17 protein-coding genes and 1 tRNA gene are annotated in these 14,706 nt (G+C 70.0%); 17 read left to right on the top strand and 1 reads right to left on the bottom strand.

What is annotated here, in order from left to right; all coding sequences use genetic code 11:
- The first annotated feature begins 103 nt into the window (after nt 1–103).
- The 15 genes from ISP_RS31595 (at nt 104) to ISP_RS31525 (ending at nt 13,029) form a co-directional block, all read left to right on the top strand.
- Entirely contained in the window at nt 104–2,416 is a 2,313-nt protein-coding gene (locus ISP_RS31595) for a cell division protein FtsK (protein ID WP_013227950.1), read from the top strand.
- A 297-nt stretch (nt 2,417–2,713) separates the two neighbouring features.
- Nucleotides 2,714–3,160: a hypothetical protein gene (locus ISP_RS31590; protein ID WP_013227949.1), complete on the top strand. Its 447-nt coding sequence runs from the start codon at nt 2,714–2,716 to the stop codon at nt 3,158–3,160.
- Between the two features lie 135 nt (nt 3,161–3,295).
- Nucleotides 3,296–3,682, top strand: coding sequence for a hypothetical protein (locus ISP_RS31585; protein ID WP_013227948.1), 387 nt, complete (start codon nt 3,296–3,298; stop codon nt 3,680–3,682).
- A gap of 276 nt (nt 3,683–3,958) precedes the next feature.
- Nucleotides 3,959–4,423: a single-stranded DNA-binding protein gene (ssb, locus tag ISP_RS31580; RefSeq protein WP_013227947.1), complete on the top strand. Its 465-nt coding sequence runs from the start codon at nt 3,959–3,961 to the stop codon at nt 4,421–4,423.
- Between the two features lie 15 nt (nt 4,424–4,438).
- Nucleotides 4,439–4,735 carry a hypothetical protein gene (locus ISP_RS31575; RefSeq protein ID WP_013227946.1) on the top strand — a complete coding sequence of 99 codons (297 nt, stop codon included), beginning with the start codon at nt 4,439–4,441 and terminating at the stop codon, nt 4,733–4,735.
- The gene (locus ISP_RS31570; RefSeq protein ID WP_014467412.1) at nt 4,732–5,688 is read left to right on the top strand and encodes a bifunctional DNA primase/polymerase; all 957 of its coding nucleotides are present in this window, start codon (nt 4,732–4,734) and stop codon (nt 5,686–5,688) included. Before ISP_RS31575 ends, ISP_RS31570 begins: the two co-directional genes overlap by 4 nt.
- Nucleotides 5,689–5,719: 31 nt before the next feature.
- Nucleotides 5,720–5,893, top strand: coding sequence for a hypothetical protein (locus ISP_RS31565; RefSeq protein ID WP_014467411.1), 174 nt, complete (start codon nt 5,720–5,722; stop codon nt 5,891–5,893).
- Nucleotides 5,894–5,986: 93 nt separating this feature from the next.
- A complete protein-coding gene (locus ISP_RS31560; RefSeq protein ID WP_013227944.1) occupies nt 5,987–6,358 on the top strand; it encodes a hypothetical protein in 372 nt (123 codons plus the stop codon).
- Nucleotides 6,358–7,248 (top strand): adenine nucleotide alpha hydrolase family protein, encoded by an 891-nt coding sequence (locus tag ISP_RS31555; RefSeq protein WP_013227943.1) that lies wholly within the window; start codon nt 6,358–6,360, stop codon nt 7,246–7,248. Before ISP_RS31560 ends, ISP_RS31555 begins: the two co-directional genes overlap by 1 nt.
- 30 nt (nt 7,249–7,278) lie before the next feature.
- Nucleotides 7,279–7,803 (top strand): RRQRL motif-containing zinc-binding protein, encoded by a 525-nt coding sequence (locus ISP_RS31550; protein ID WP_013227942.1) that lies wholly within the window; start codon nt 7,279–7,281, stop codon nt 7,801–7,803.
- A complete protein-coding gene (locus ISP_RS31545) occupies nt 7,776–8,126 on the top strand; it encodes a hypothetical protein (RefSeq protein WP_013227941.1) in 351 nt (116 codons plus the stop codon). The genes ISP_RS31550 and ISP_RS31545 overlap by 28 nt, the downstream gene beginning before the upstream one ends.
- A complete protein-coding gene (locus ISP_RS31540; RefSeq protein ID WP_013227940.1) occupies nt 8,123–9,748 on the top strand; it encodes a DNA cytosine methyltransferase in 1,626 nt (541 codons plus the stop codon). Before ISP_RS31545 ends, ISP_RS31540 begins: the two co-directional genes overlap by 4 nt.
- A 55-nt stretch (nt 9,749–9,803) precedes the next feature.
- Nucleotides 9,804–11,153: a DUF3631 domain-containing protein gene (locus ISP_RS31535; protein ID WP_013227939.1), complete on the top strand. Its 1,350-nt coding sequence runs from the start codon at nt 9,804–9,806 to the stop codon at nt 11,151–11,153.
- Nucleotides 11,154–11,446: 293 nt separating this feature from the next.
- Entirely contained in the window at nt 11,447–11,632 is a 186-nt protein-coding gene (locus tag ISP_RS31530; RefSeq protein WP_014467408.1) for a helix-turn-helix transcriptional regulator, read from the top strand.
- Complete coding sequence (locus ISP_RS31525; RefSeq protein ID WP_013227938.1) at nt 11,629–13,029, top strand: tyrosine-type recombinase/integrase; 1,401 nt, start codon at nt 11,629–11,631, stop codon at nt 13,027–13,029. Before ISP_RS31530 ends, ISP_RS31525 begins: the two co-directional genes overlap by 4 nt.
- A gap of 157 nt (nt 13,030–13,186) precedes the next feature.
- Here the strand turns inward: ISP_RS31525 and ISP_RS31520 are convergent.
- A tRNA-Leu gene (locus ISP_RS31520) sits at nt 13,187–13,260 on the bottom strand.
- Nucleotides 13,261–13,513: 253 nt separating this feature from the next.
- On the opposite strand from ISP_RS31520, the gene ISP_RS31515 reads away from it, so the two are divergent.
- Together ISP_RS31515 and ISP_RS31510 are read left to right on the top strand one after the other, a co-directional pair.
- Nucleotides 13,514–14,128, top strand: a complete 615-nt coding sequence (locus ISP_RS31515) for an ANTAR domain-containing response regulator (protein WP_013227937.1) — start codon at nt 13,514–13,516, stop codon at nt 14,126–14,128.
- A 34-nt stretch (nt 14,129–14,162) separates the two neighbouring features.
- Nucleotides 14,163–14,687 (top strand): DUF4352 domain-containing protein, encoded by a 525-nt coding sequence (locus ISP_RS31510; RefSeq protein ID WP_013227936.1) that lies wholly within the window; start codon nt 14,163–14,165, stop codon nt 14,685–14,687.
- The last annotated feature ends 19 nt before the right edge of the window (nt 14,688–14,706 follow it).

Below are 14,706 nucleotides of genomic sequence, written 5' to 3'. Positions count from 1 at the left end.
CCCGCACCGCGGGCAGGGTCGAACCCCTCCCGCGCTGCTGCTGCAGGGGTTCGGTCCTGCCCGCGCGTGCGGTCCCCGTCCACGCACGAGAGGGCACCACACGATGAACCCCACCGACCACACCCACGACGACCAGACCACGCCGGAGACCACCCGCCAGTCCGGCACCGAGTCCACCGCCGGGTCGGCGGGGGAACTGGCCACGATCCACCCCCTGCGCGCCCGCCCTGACCAGCAGCGGTCCACCGCCTCCGGCGCGATCGAGTCCGGACCTGAGGTGATCGAGGGGGAGATCGTCACGGATGAGCAGTGGCGTCTCTACACCTCCCAGAAGGCGCAGATGGAGTGGCGCATGGCCGAGTACAAACGGCAGGCCCTGTGGCTGACCACCCACGCCAAAACCGCCGCCACCCACGAGCGGACCGTGTCCACGCTCAAGTTCGTCGGCCGCAACGTCCTGGTGTACCCGACGCTCGGGGCCGTGACGGCGGTGAAGCGGTGGCGCGACACGCACGGGTCCTCCCGCTACGAACGGATGATGCGGGCGGCGGAGCTGGCCGGGGACCACGAGAAGCTGGCCGAGTGGGAGGCCCGCGACGTCACCGAGAAGCAGCGTCGCCACGACCGGGCGATGGACTGGATTCAGTCCCCGGTCCAGCTGGCCAAGGCGGTGGCCCTGTCAACGCTGTCGGTCGCTGTACTGCTGCTGGTCCTCGGGATCATCCTCGCGGTGGCCGGGCACGGCGGGGTCCTGGACCCGATCATCGGGGTCATCGACGCGATCGGGTTCTGCATCTGGTTCGTCATCACCTACGGGATGTTCCTCACCGTCGCCGGGACCGCCGGGGCGCTGACCTACCTGTGGAACCTCGGCCGCCGCTCGCAGTCGGTCCCGCAGATGTTCCGTCCCGCCTCGGCCCGGCTGGTCGACGACGTCATCATCACCCCGTCGATCGTCGTCACCGCCCTGCGTGACCTGCGGATTTCCGAACTGCGCCGCAAGATCGAGCAGATGGAGGACGGCGGCGCGGCGATGCTGTCCCCGATCCGGCTGGCCGGCTGCGGCGTCGAGTTCGACGTGCATCTCCCCTCCGGTGTGGACACCGAGGAGGTCAAGCGCAAGCGCCGGAAGCTGGCGGAGAACATGGGCCGCCACGAGCACGAGGTGTTCATCACCACCCCGCCCTCACCGCGGACCATCCGGGTCTGGGCCGCCGACTCCGGTGCACTGGACCAGCCGATCGGGCCGTCGCCGCTGGTCACCGACCCGACCATCACCGCCGACCTCTACACCGGCCGCGCCCCCTGGGGTGTGGACCTGCGCGGGGACGCGGTGCTGATGGCGCTGTTGCAGTGCCACCTGCTGATGACCGGTCTGTCCAAGCAGGGCAAAACCGCCTCCCTGCGCGCTTTGGCGTTGTGGCTGGTCCTGGACCCGTCAGTGGGCCTGCACATCGCCGACCTCAAGGGCATCGGTGACTGGCGGATGTTCAAGCCGGTCGCCGAAACCCTGATCGAAGGCCCGTCGGACTCCCACTGCATTGCGGCCACTGAGCTGCTGGAATGGGGGGTCGAGGAGATGGAACGGCGGCTGCTGGCCTTCGACGGCGACAAGTACCGCAACGGGGTCCCCCGCGAGCTGACCAAGCCCGGCGGGCCGTTCGCGCCGATCGTGATCCTGGTCGACGAAGCCCAGAACGCGTTCATGAATCCGCAGGTCGACGACCAGAAGAACCCCTACGGCGGGCAGACGAACAAGTCCCGGTACTTCATGGCCGCCCGCAAGATCCAGAACCAGGGCCGGGCGGTGAATGTCGTGCTGTGGCAGGGAACCCAGGACCCGACGGACCAGAACCTACCCAAGCTGGTCCGCGAAGGCGCCCACATCCGGGCCGCGCTGGCGCTGGGCACCGAGTCGCAGTCGCGGATGGCGGTGGGGGACAAGGCCGTCGATGGTGGCGCGGCGCCGCACGAACTGCGCTCCGGCCTGGACAAAGGCACGTTGGTGGTGGCCGGGGAAGGGGTGCCGCTCCCGGCCGGCCAGTCGTCGATGACCGTGCGCACGCACTTCATCGACGGCGACGACGCCGCCACCGTGATCGAGCGCGCCGTCGCCATCCGCGGTGGCGCGAAGGCCGAGCCCGCGCAGGTCGAAGCCGCACCGCAGGTGCGGGATCTGCTCGACGACGTGGCCGAGGTGATCGCCGGAGCCGACGTCAAGGCCACCGACGTCGGGGCGCGGCTGCGCAAGCTCGCCCCGGGCTACGAGCCCTACGCCAACCTCACCGCGGAGAAGGTCAAGGAAGCCCTCGAAGCGGTCGGTGTCCCGGTCCGGCTCAAGCAAGGAATTATCACTGTCCGTGCTCGGCACGTGGCGAACGCGATCGCGGACCGCGAGGAGCAGGTGAGCGACTGACCCACCCCCGGGCAGACGCGAAAACCCCGGTGAACCGGCCCCTTTACGGGGCCGGTTCACCTGCTCACCTTTTCCACCTGATCGCCCATCTGCGCTGATCAGCCTAGGTGAGGAGCTGAGGTGAGCCCGGAGGTGGAAATCCACCTCCCTCGCCACGCCTCACCCGCTCGCTCACCCGTCGATTCACCCGCGTGACACGACGCCGCGCACCTCACTGCGACTACGCAAAGTAGTCGAACTTGTCTCTCGTGCGCTTTCCGCCCACGACCCGACGACGTCACCTTGGAAGGACTCCTCATGGGCTTGTTCACCTCCGCCGGCGACCCCGACAACCCGGCGCACCTGGCCATCGCTGCGCACGAACTGGGCCACGCGTGGGCCTGGAGTGACGGCGGGCTCCAGATCCTTTCGATCACCTTCACGCCCCGCGGCGGCCACGTACGGACCCACAACCCCAGCGGCCACCCGCCGCAGCTGATCGCCGAAGCGGTCGGACTGTGGGCCGGGTTCGAGGCCGAAGACCGCTGGCTCCGGGAACACCGGCTCGGCAAAGCCAGCCGCGGCAACAGCAGCCACGACATCCGCGCTTTCCGCTCCATTCAACGGCTCATGCACCGGGAATACCGCCAGAGCCTCACCGAGCGGTCCGTCCGCGCGAGTGCCCGCGCGGCCGTGAACCGCCACTGGGCACAGATCCAGCACGCCGCACCGGCCCTCGTGAAACGCGGCCGGATCACCCTCTGATCCCCGGCTCTGCCACGTTGCTGGGCCCCGCCGCTGCTGTTCTTCGCCGGGCCGCGCGGCCGGCCACCTGATGCCCTGCGCGGCCCGGCGACGCCACCCCCGCTGCCTCTGTTCCGAAAGGACGGTTCCGCTGTCATGCCCGAATTTCTGCCTGCCCCCGACCCCGCCGCCACCGACATGTACGCCTGCCTGCGCGTGCACACCCCGACCGTGCTCACCGACCCCTCCGGCGCGATCGTCGCCGTCGGTGTCACCCGCCCCGCGGTCGCGGCGGCGATGATCCGCGCCGCCGCGCCGGGACTGCAGCTGCCCGCCCCGGACCGGGCCGACGCGCAAACCTTCCGGCTGCGCTGGTTCGCCTACACCCACCCCGGCAAGCCCGGCGATCCCGTGCTCCGCCCGGCCGGGCCGGGCGAGGACGGCGCCTTCCCGGTGGTGATCTGGCGGGCCGCCGACCAGACCCGCGCCCGCGCCACCCGCGACGCCGCCCACGCCCTGACCGTGATGGGGGTGGCCGCGTGAGCACCAACGACTCCGGGGCCTGGCACCGCGAGCTGCAGCGCCAGCAGGAGGAAATCCAGCGCAAGCAGCGCGAAGCCGCGCAGAAGGATCGAAACAAGTGACGATCACCCGCACCGTCACCACCGTGCTCAACCACTGCTGACCCGGACCCCCTGCCAGCAGAACCCACCACCGACGCGCCACCAGGTGCGGACGCGCACGCCCCCGACCCATCCCGGGCTGGGGGCGCGTTCGTGCCTGCCCACCAACAGGAATCGGAGAAAGATCATGGCTGGATTGCCGGAGATCACGATGGCCGGAACGCTGACGGCGGATCCGGAGATGCGCTTCACCCCCTCCGGAGCGGGGGTGTGCTCGTTCACCCTCGTGGCCAACGATCGGCGCCTGGACAAGGAATCCGGGGAGTGGCGGGACATGGGCGCGACGTTCCTGCGCTGCACCGTGTGGCGCCGCCAGGCCGAGAACGTCGCCGACGCCCGCAAGGGCGACCGGCTGCTGATCGTGGGCGAACTCAAGCAGTCGGAGTGGCAGGACAAGAACACCGGCGAGAAGCGCTACGGCTTCGACGTGCAGGTCCGCGAAGCCGCGCTGTCGCTGCTGTGGCACCCGGCCAAGTCGGCACGTCCCGACCGCACGGGCGGCGAGCACACCAGCGGCGGCGGGGGTGGGGCGCGGGACCCGTGGACGGCGCCGCCGGCCACGGGGTCGGCGGGCGGGTTCTCCGACGAGCCGCCGTTCTAACCGAGGTGCCCGGCTATGGCCGAGAAGGCGAAGTACCGGGCCACCGACATCGCCGCCTGGCTCACCGCGGCGGGCATCGACGACGACGCCGCGCGGCGGGCCGGGCGGGTGATCGCCGGGGCGTGGAACGCCCGCGAGTTCTACGCCTCGGCCACCTACCTCCCGCTCGCCGCCGCCCTCACCGCCTCCCGCCTGCCCCTCACCGGCCTGGATCGAGTTGCCGATGGGCTGGCGCGGCGATTCGGGGTGCACCTGCACGACGTCGCGGCGTGGGACCGCGAACCCCACTGGCGAAAGGAGATCAGCACATGACCAGTTCGGCGCAGAGCGCGGCACTGCGCGCGGCGGCGATGGAGATGGCTGGCAGGGGGTGGAAGGTGTTCCCGTGCCGCCCGGGCACGAAAGCCGCGCTGTGGCACCGGCAGGAGCACTGCCGCGGTGGCGGGGTCTGCGCCGACGGGCACGTCACCCCCGAATCGCTGGCCACCTCCGATGTGGAGCGGGTGGCGGCGCGGTGGTCGGACGGCGTGCCCTACAACATCGCCGTCTACCCCGGCCCGTCCGGGCTGTTCATCCTCGATTGCGACATCCCCAAGGCTGCCCGGCCCGGGCAGCCCCCCGCCCGGGGGGAGCACGATCCCGATGGCTGGACCCAGCTGCAGGCGCTGGCCGGGCAGCGGGGCGGGCCGCTGCCGGACACTTTCACTCTCGCCACCCCTTCCGGCGGGCGGCAGCTGTGGTTCACCGCTCCGCCCGGCACGCTGTTGCGCGGCACGGTCAAGCACATCGCCACCAATATCGACAGCCGCGGCTGGGGCACCTACGGCCTCGCCCCCGGCTGCGTGCTGCTGAACGGCGCGTACGAGCTGATCGACGACACCGACCCGGTGGAACTGCCGGGGTGGTTGGTCCAAGCCAACGTCGAACGCGCTTCTGCGGCCATCTCAGGGCGTCCTGAGAAGCCCGTAGCCGCACCGGATGCCTATACCGCTCGCGCGGTGCGGGCCGAGTGCGACCGCGTCGCCAGCGAGCCACCAGGGCGACGGAACAAGGTCCTCTCCACCGCCGCCTATGCCCTCGGCCAACTGGTCGGGGCCGAAGTGCTCGACCGCGAGCACGCCCGGGCCGAACTGGAGACCGCGGTGGCCGCCTGGAACACCCCGGCCTCGTGGGCCAAGGACACCGGCGTCATTGCCACCTCACTCGCAGCCGGGGAAGACAACCCCCGCCGCATCAACCGGCGTGGCCCCGGCCGCGCCGCCTGACACCACCCACCAGGAAGGAACACCGCCACCGATGAAGATCCGCATCATGGGCACCCGCGCCGAAACCGACGACGCGGTCAAGGTGCTGCGCCTGGCCTTCGACGTGCTGGAGGTCTCCGACTTCCGCCCCAACCGCGGTGACTCGCAGCTCGGCCGCGTGTACGTCGACGCCAACCCGCCGGCCGACCCGCTGCCCGGCACCTGACCCACCACCGACCACACCGGACACCAGACGAGGGCCGGGCACCACGCGTGCCCGGCCCTTCCCATACCTGCCTCCCGAAAGCGAGCTTGCGCCATGACCACCACCGCCCACCCCGTCGCCTCGCAGACGTTCACCGTGCTGGCTGAGGTCTCCGCCGAACGAGCCCACCAGGACGCCAAGTGGGGCCAGCAGAACCACCCCGACGGCACCGGCCCGGACGTCCCGCTGAGCATCCGCCGGATGCTGGACGCCGCCGACGCCGCCTTCGACGCCCGCCACCAGGTCGAGTCATCCGCCAAGGCCGGAACGCTGACCTGGCTGGAAATCCTCTCCGAAGAGTTCTTCGGGGCCCTGGCCGAGGACGACCCCGCAGCGCTGCGTGCCGAGCTGGTCCAGGTCGCCGCCACCGCCGTGTGCTGGATCGAGGCCATCGACCGCCGCGCCCGACAGACGGGACGTGCGTGATGCGGTGCCTGTCCTACGGCGGCGGCCAGCAGTCGACCGCGCTGCTGGTGCTGGCCGCCACCGGCCAACTGGACTTGGATGCGGTGCTGTTCGCCAACGTCGGCGACGACTCCGAGCACCCGGGAACCCTGGCCTACGTCCGCGACATCGCCACCCCGTGGGCGGCCGAGCACGGCCTCACCGTGACCACGCTGAACCGGCACCGCCGCGACGGCAGCACGGAGACCCTGTTCGGGCGGCTGATCAAGCCGGGGTCACGGTCGCTGCCGATCCCGGTACGGATGTCGAACGGCGCACCCGGCACTCGCAACTGCACCGCGGACTTCAAGATCCGCGTGATCGGCAAGTGGCTCAAAGCCCACGGCGCCACTGCCGACACGCCTGCCACCGTCGCGATCGGGATCAGCCTGGAGGAGATCCACCGCGCCAACACCCGCCGGGTCGAGCCGCACGAACGGATCGTGTATCCGCTGCTGGATCTCGGGATGCGCCGCACCGAGTGCGCCACCCTTATCGCCGCGCAGCCGCTGTCGACGGCCATGACCGAGCGCGCCCGCGCCACCGTCGCCGACCAGCACCCGGACGTGCGGCGCCAACTGCTGCGCACCGGCTTCACCCGGCTGCCCGTGCCGCCGAAGTCCTCGTGCTGGTTCTGCCCGTTCCACCGCCTCTCGACCTGGGCCGCAATGCGGGCCGAGGAACCCGACTTGTTCGCCCGGTCCTGCGCGCTGGAGGACGTACTCAACGAGCGTCGCGCGGTGCTTGGCAAGGACCCCGTCTACCTCACCCGCTACGGCCGGCCGCTGCGCGAGGCCGTCGACCCCGGCACGCAACTGCTGCCCTTCGACGAGAGCGACGGCAGCTGCGACTCCGGCTGGTGCACGACCTGACCCCGCGACCGGTGACGGAGGTGATGACCCATGGCACCACGCAATCCGTGGGTGTTGGCCGCGGTGCCCTGGTCACAGGATCTGGAGTTCACCCGCGGCCGGTGGCACGGCAAACCGCTGCTGTCGTACAACATCGCACCGCGACACCTGCTGGCTACCCGCCGCCAGCTGCGGGCGGAGAACATGCGGCCGGGCGGGCAGGACCCGGTGGCGTTCTTGTACTTCCGCTGCCACAAGGCCGCCAAGCTCGTGTACGCGAACCTGTACCTCATCGCCGAAGCCAAACCCGTCCGGCCGATGACCTCCGCCCGCGCCGCCGCGCTGGCCAAGGCGATGGCCGCCCGCCGCACCTGCCGCGAGTGCGGCGAGACCGGGTGGGCCGAGCTGCCCAGGGCACACCGCACTTGCGAAGCCTGCCTCTACACCGCCGGGCTCCCGGCGGATTCCTACCTGCACGACTACCTGATCGGCGAACCCACCCTCACCGCGGCCCAACACGCCGCACTCCTGGAAGCGAGCCAAACACCATGCCCCACAACGACCCCGCCCCGCTGACCTGGACCGCCAAACAGGGCGCGTACGTCACCGAGTACTGCGGCGCCCGGTGGGCGCTGATCACTCACTCGGCCCATCGCGGCAAGTCCGGCTGGTCCGGCACCGACGAATGGCACCTGCACCGCATCTACCCGCCGGCCGACGAGGTCGTGTCCGGATACGGCGGCTGGCCGATCGACCACGGCCGCTGGCTGGCCCGGCCCGGGCTGCGCGGCCTCATCCGCGCCCAGCAGATCGCCGCCTGGGTCATCGCCAACCCGGACGCCGCCGACGCCATGACCCACCACCAGATCACCGACGCCATGGAGGAGAACGGCCGATGACCTACACCACCTACCACGAGTTCGCCGGGTTCGGCGGCGACACCACCGGCGTGCTCGCCGTCCCGGGCACCCGCGGCGTCCTCGGGGCCAACCACAACCCCGACGCCATCGCCACCCACGCCCTGAACTTCCCCGGCATGGACCACTACGAGGGCGACATCGCCAAGGCCGACATCGGCACCTTCCCGCGGGTGGACTTCTTCTGGGCCTCCCCGTCGTGTCCGCCGTGGACCGACGCCCGCGGCGTGAAGCGCGACTTCGACCAGAGCACCCAGGGCGTCCTGTTCGACCCGGCGACCGGGCCGCGCGCCACCGACCCCAGCGTCGCCCGCGCCCGGGCGCTGATGGAGGAAGTCCCGCGGTACCTGCAGGCGATGAACCGGCGCGGCCGGCCGGTGCTCGGGGGCGTGACGGAGAACGTGGTCCAGGTCGTCAAGTGGGACCAGTTCAAGCGCTGGCGCCGCGAGATCGAGGAGGAGGGCTACCGCACCCGCCTGATCGCCCTCAACGCCATGCACGTCACCGGCCCGACACTCGGGAAGGTCGCCCAATCCCGCAACCGGTTCTTCCTCGCCTACTGGCTGGAAGCGCTAGGCCGCGATCCGGACTGGGACAAGTGGTTGCGGCCCCGTGCCTACTGCCCCGACTGCGACGTCATGGTGTCGGCGGTGCAGGCGTTCAAGAAGCCCGCCGCGGTGCCCGGCACCGAGATGGGCGTCTACGGCATCCGGCACGGCCAGTACGTCTACCGCTGCCCCCACCGGTCCTGTCGTCGGCGGATCATCGAACCCGGCGTGCTCCCGGCGTCGGAGATCATCGACTGGAGTCTCGACCCAGGGCAGCGCATCGGCGAACGCGTCGACAAGAAGGGCCGACCGGACCCGCTGGAGGAATCCACGATCGACCGGATCGAGGCCGGGCTGGCCCGGCACGTCGGCGCGCTGCTGGCGCCCGCGGGCGGCACTTGGCGCGAGCACGCCACGAGCCTTGCCGTGCCGCTGCCGACGCGCACCACCCGGGAGACCGACGGGCTGGTGTGCCCGCCGCTGCTCGTGTCCTGTGCGGCGCGGGCCGGGGTCGACACCGCCACCACGGTCGAGATGCCGTTGCGGACGCAGACCTGCCGCCGTGAAACCGCGGTCGTGGTCCCGCCGTTCGTGTCGCTGCAGCGTGGTGGCGGCTCCGCCACCGCGGCCTACCCCATCGCCGGGCCGATCCCCACCGTCTCGGCCCAGGGCAACCACCACGGCCTGGTAGGCCCGCCGGCCGGAGATGAGCTGGCCCTGTTGGTGGCCTACTACGGCAACGGCGGCACCCAGACCACCGACCGCCCGGTGGGAACGCTGACCACCCGGGACCGCTACGGCCTCCTCGGCAGCACTGGCACCCACCACGCCGCGCCGCCGCCGGTGGAGGCGTGCACGTTCCGGATGCTCGAACCGCACGAGATCGCCGCCGGGATGGGCTTCCCGTCCGGCTACAAGGTGCCGCCGAAGGTCGCGAAGTCCAAGCGCAAGCAGGTCCGCGGCTGGGGCAACGCCGTCCCGCCCGCGATGGCCGAGGTGCTTGCCTCGGCTCTGATCGAGACGTTCTCCGGCGAGCCGCTGGAGCCCGCGGCGTGAGCGCCGGGGACGCCCGGCCAGCACCACCAGCACGCACGACCCGAGGGAGCCCGTCATGCCTGATCTGGACACTGCGTTGTCGGCGATCGACGCCGCCATCGCCGACCCCGACAGCGGCACCCGCACGGTCTGCGGACACTGCGGGACGGCGCTGGCCGGGTCACCCTCCGACGACTTCTGCACCGAGGAATGCCAAACCCGATGGCTGGCCGAGCACGCGGCCGGCCCCGATCCCGTCGACAACGGCGCGGGCCCGGACCGTGACCTTGCCGAGCAGGACCCGGCCCGGCCGATGCCCTACATGCCCGCCCCGCCACCACCCCCGAGCGGGGCGCAGATCCTGGACAAGGTGGCCGCGTTCGTGTCCCGGTTCAACGTGTTCCCGTCCGAGCACTGCGCCGCCACGCTGGCGCTCTGGTACGCCCACACCCACGCCGCCGAGCACTTCTACGTCACTCCGCGCCTGATCCTGGACTCCGCCGAACCCGGCAGCGGCAAAACCCGCGTGCTGGAGGTCGCGCAGTTCCTGGTCCGGTCGGCGGAAATGACGCTCTCGGCCACCACCGCCGCACTGTTCCGGCTGGTGTCCGACGGGCCGATCACCATCCTGTTCGACGAAGTGGACGCCATCTTCAACCCCGCCAAAGGAGGCAACACCGAAGACCTGCGCGCGATGCTCAACGCCGGATACAAGCGCTCGGCCACCATCCCGCGCTGCGTCGGCGACGCCCGCGCGATGAAGGTCGAGCGGTTCAAGGTCTACGCCCCGGTGGCGCTGGCAGGCATCGCCGGGCACATGCCCGACACCATCACCACCCGCGCCATCACCTTCCACATGCGCCGCCGCGCCCCCGGCGAAACCGTCGAACCGTTCAAGGAACGCGTCGTGGAACGCCAGGCCACGCCGCTGCGGGACAAGCTCGCAACCTGGGTGGCCAGCGTCGGCAACCAAGTCGGCGACGCTGAACCGGAAATGCCCGAGGGCGTCACCGACCGGGCGGCCGAAATCTGGGAACCGCTGCTGGCGATCGCCGACGCCGCGGGCGAGCACTGGCCGGCCACCGCCCGCGCCGCCTGCGCCTACTTCGTGGCCAGCAACAGCAACCGAGGCGGCAGTTTCGGGATCCAGCTGCTCGCCGACATGCGGCGGATCTTCACCCAGCGCAACACCGACCGGTTGCCGTCCACGTTCATCATCGCCGAACTGCTGGAAATGGAGGAATCCGACTGGACCGACGTCAAAGGAAAACCGCTCAACCCCCGCATGATGGCCAAAGAACTCGCGCGCTACGACGTCAAACCGACCACGTTCAAGTACGACGGCGACAGCGTCAAGGGCTACACCACCACCGGAGCGACCGGCCTGGCCGACGCCTGGAGCCGCTACCTGCCCGGCACCGGCTGACAGTGACGGTAACTGCGGTAACCGCGGTAACCGCGCAGGTCAGACGGTTACCGATCCGATCGCGGTTACCGATGGATCGGTAACCGGCTACCGGTCCGCCAGCCCCGGTTACCGATCCATCGGTAACCGGGGCGCCCATCGGTAACCGCCTGACCAGGCAAGTTACCGCAGTTACCGCAGTTACCCCACCTGCCAGCCCTCTCCGGCACCCCACGTCGGTAACCCTCGCCCGCTCGTGCCCCGCACCCACCGCCCCGGTGCGGGGCACGCCTCTGCTCGGAGGTTTCGCACCCATGTCCACGAAAGACGAAAAGCTCACCATTCCGCAGGTGTGCGATGAACTGCAAATCGCGCGCTCGACATTCTACGACTGGCGCGCGAAGAACCGCGGCCCGAAGTGCATCCGGTTGCCGAATCGCAAAGTGCGCGTCCGCCGGTCCGATCTCAATCGCTGGCTCGAATCCCAGGAGGCTGCATGAGTGACATCACCTACGATGTCAAGATCTGGAACATCGAAACGCGAAGCGGGAAAAGGAAGACCTCGTATCGCGTGACCTGGTTCGTGGCAGGGGAGCGCTTCGACGAGAAGGCCGGCACCTACGCACTCGCTGAGAGCTTCCGTTCTGACCTGGTCGTGGCGGCACGTCGGGGTGAAGCGTTCGACCGCGTCCGAGGACTTCCGATATCCAAGCTGCGCAGCGAGGCGGACATGCCCTTCTTCGCCTTCGCCTGCAAGTACGTCGACATGAAATGGCCGCGCGCCGCCGGAAAGTCGCGTGCTGGCAACGCTGACGCCCTGGCATCAGCGTTGCCAGCGATGTTGGCGAACACCCGCGGCAAACCCGACGACAGGGTTCTCCGTCGCGCGCTGACCGGATGGGCCTTCAATACGAAGAGGCGAGACAACGCCAAGCCGGCCGAGATCGAGCGGGCCTTGAATTGGCTGCAGGCGAACACGCTTCCCGTGTCGCGGATGGACGACACGGCCAAACTTCGGGAGGTTCTGGACCAGATCTCTCTCAAGCTCGACGGGAAGCAGGCCGCCGCGAAAACCGTCAACCGCAAGCGAGCGGTGGTCTACAACGCGCTGGAGTATGCCCAGGAGTTGAAGTTGATCAGGGCTAATCGTCTGTCCGAAGTGAAGTGGACCGCACCGAAGTCCGTACGGGCGATCGACAAGCGCGTGGTCATCAACCCCGCGCAGGGCAGGAAGCTGCTGGCGGCCGTCGCGGCACAGAAGGTGGACACGGCACCGCGACGATCGTCCGGGCCGATGCTCAGGGCGTTCTTCGCGGTGATGTACTACGCGGCGTTGCGGCCCGAAGAGGCCGCCATGCTGTGCAAGCGGGACTTGCAGCTGCCGGAGAGCGGATGGGGTGAGCTCCTGCTCTCGGAGACAGCACCGATCACGGGCGCGGCGTGGACGGACTCGGGGGAGCGGCGCGATCGTCGCCAGCTCAAGCAGCGCGGCAAGGGGGAGGTGCGGCCGGTTCCGTCCCCGCCGCCGCTGACGACGATCCTCCACGAGCACCTGAACAACATCGGGACGGCGGCGGACGGTCGGCTGTTCCGGAACCTCACCGGCGGGGATCTCGCGGAGTCGACCATCGCGCGCGTGTGGGACAACGCGCGCCGGGCGGCGCTCACTGAGGAGGAGTACGCCTCACCGCTCGCACGGCGGCCCTACGACCTCCGACACGCGTGTGTGTCGACCTGGCTGGCGGCTGGGGTGCCCTCAACACAGTGCGCAGAGTGGGCCGGGCACTCCGTCGCGGTCCTGCACCAGATCTACGCCAAGGTCATCGCCGGGCTGGAGTCCGCGGCACACCAGCGAATCGAGCGGGCGCTTGACTGGCACGACGAGTCCGACGAGTAGCCCGCAGACGTCCCCCGGCTGGAGCAAAACGCGGGGGCATATTGGGGGTGAACACCCGTTCATAACCGGATCTGGCCGGACATCGCCGGACAACATGGGACCGGCCCCGCACCTGTTTTGCCTGGCCGCGGGGCCGGTTTCGGCTGGTCATATGGGGTGCCCCCGGTGAGATTCGAACTCACACTGGACGGGTTTTGAATCCGTTGCCTCTGCCAGTTGGGCTACGGGGGCGTGATGTCGTGACTCTACGGGATCACCGGACCCCGCCCGCCTCCGGGTCCGGCCTCCCCGACACGACGCAAAGCCACGCAAAGCCACGCAAAGCGAGGCCAAAGCCACAAGCAGCGACGCAAAGCATAGCCAGTGTCACGCCCGCCACTACGTGGTGAACGCCATCTCTGCTTCTGGATCGTTCCCGGTAGGCTTCAGGTTCGCGGAACGCCGCGAGATGCCACCGCCCAGCCGAGTCTTCAGGAGGACCCCGGTGACCGACCAGGCTACCGAGGCCAACGGTGCCGCCACCGTGCCGCAGCGTCGGGTGCTCGTCGCGGAGGACGAGGCTCTCATCCGGCTCGATCTCGTCGAAATGCTGCGTGAAGAGGGCTATGAGGTCGTCGGGGAGGCGGGGGATGGCGAGCAGGCCATCTCGCTGGCCACCGACCTGAAGCCCGATCTCGTGATCCTCGACGTCAAGATGCCCAAGCTGGACGGGATCGAAGCCGCCGCGAAGATCACCGGGGACCGGATTGCCCCCGTGGTCATCCTCACCGCCTTCAGCCAGCGGGACCTCGTCGAACGCGCGCGGGATGCCGGGACCATGGCCTACCTCGTCAAGCCCTTCGCCAAGCGGGACCTCGTGCCCGCCATCGAGCTCGCCGTCAGCCGGTTCTCCGAGCTGCAGGCCCTCGAGGCCGAGGTCGCCGGGCTCACCGACCGGCTCGAGACGCGGAAGGTCATCGACCGCGCCAAGGGCCTGCTCATGAGCCGCCAGGGGCTCACCGAGCCCGATGCCTTCCGGTGGATCCAGCGCACCGCCATGGACCGGCGGACCACCATGAAGGCCGTGGCCGAGGCCGTCGTCGAGAGCATCGGAAGCTAGCCCGGACCGACGGCCGGCAGGCAGAATCACCCAGGTGAAACTCCGCCTGCTGGCCGTCGTCGTCCTAGCACTGGCAGCCGGCTGCGAAGCGGCCCCGAGCACGCCCGCACCGACGACCTACGAGCTGCCGCCGCGGCAGGTCCGGCCCGACGAGACCGCCCTCAAGCTGCCGCCCGCCAAGAACGGTGACACCGAGTTCACCCTCATCGGCCTGGCCGCCGGGCTGCCCAGCATCACCGGGAGCCACACCGAGTTCCCCGCCAAGGGCCAGTTCGTGCGGTTGCGGCTCGTCGTCACCAACAGCGGCACCTCCAGCGTCCTGTTCGACACCGGGCGCCAGCTGCTCGTCGACGACCAGGGCGGCACGCACCCGCCGGAAGAGCAGGCCATGGTGATCAAGCGCCAGCCCCGCCAGTTCGACCTCGGGCACGGCGTGCGCATCGAGTTCGACCTCTACTGGGACATCCCCAAGGACCGGAAGCCGGCCTCGCTCCGGGCCTTCGGCGGCCCGAGCATCACCGACATGAAGAACGTCACCGGCACCGACGTCAAGCTGTGAAAAAGGGGCCCGGCACCAG

The organism is Amycolatopsis mediterranei, assembly GCF_026017845.1.
GTDB classification, from domain to species: Bacteria; Actinomycetota; Actinomycetes; order Mycobacteriales; family Pseudonocardiaceae; genus Amycolatopsis; species Amycolatopsis mediterranei.
This window is presented reverse-complemented; position numbering and strand designations above follow the sequence as displayed.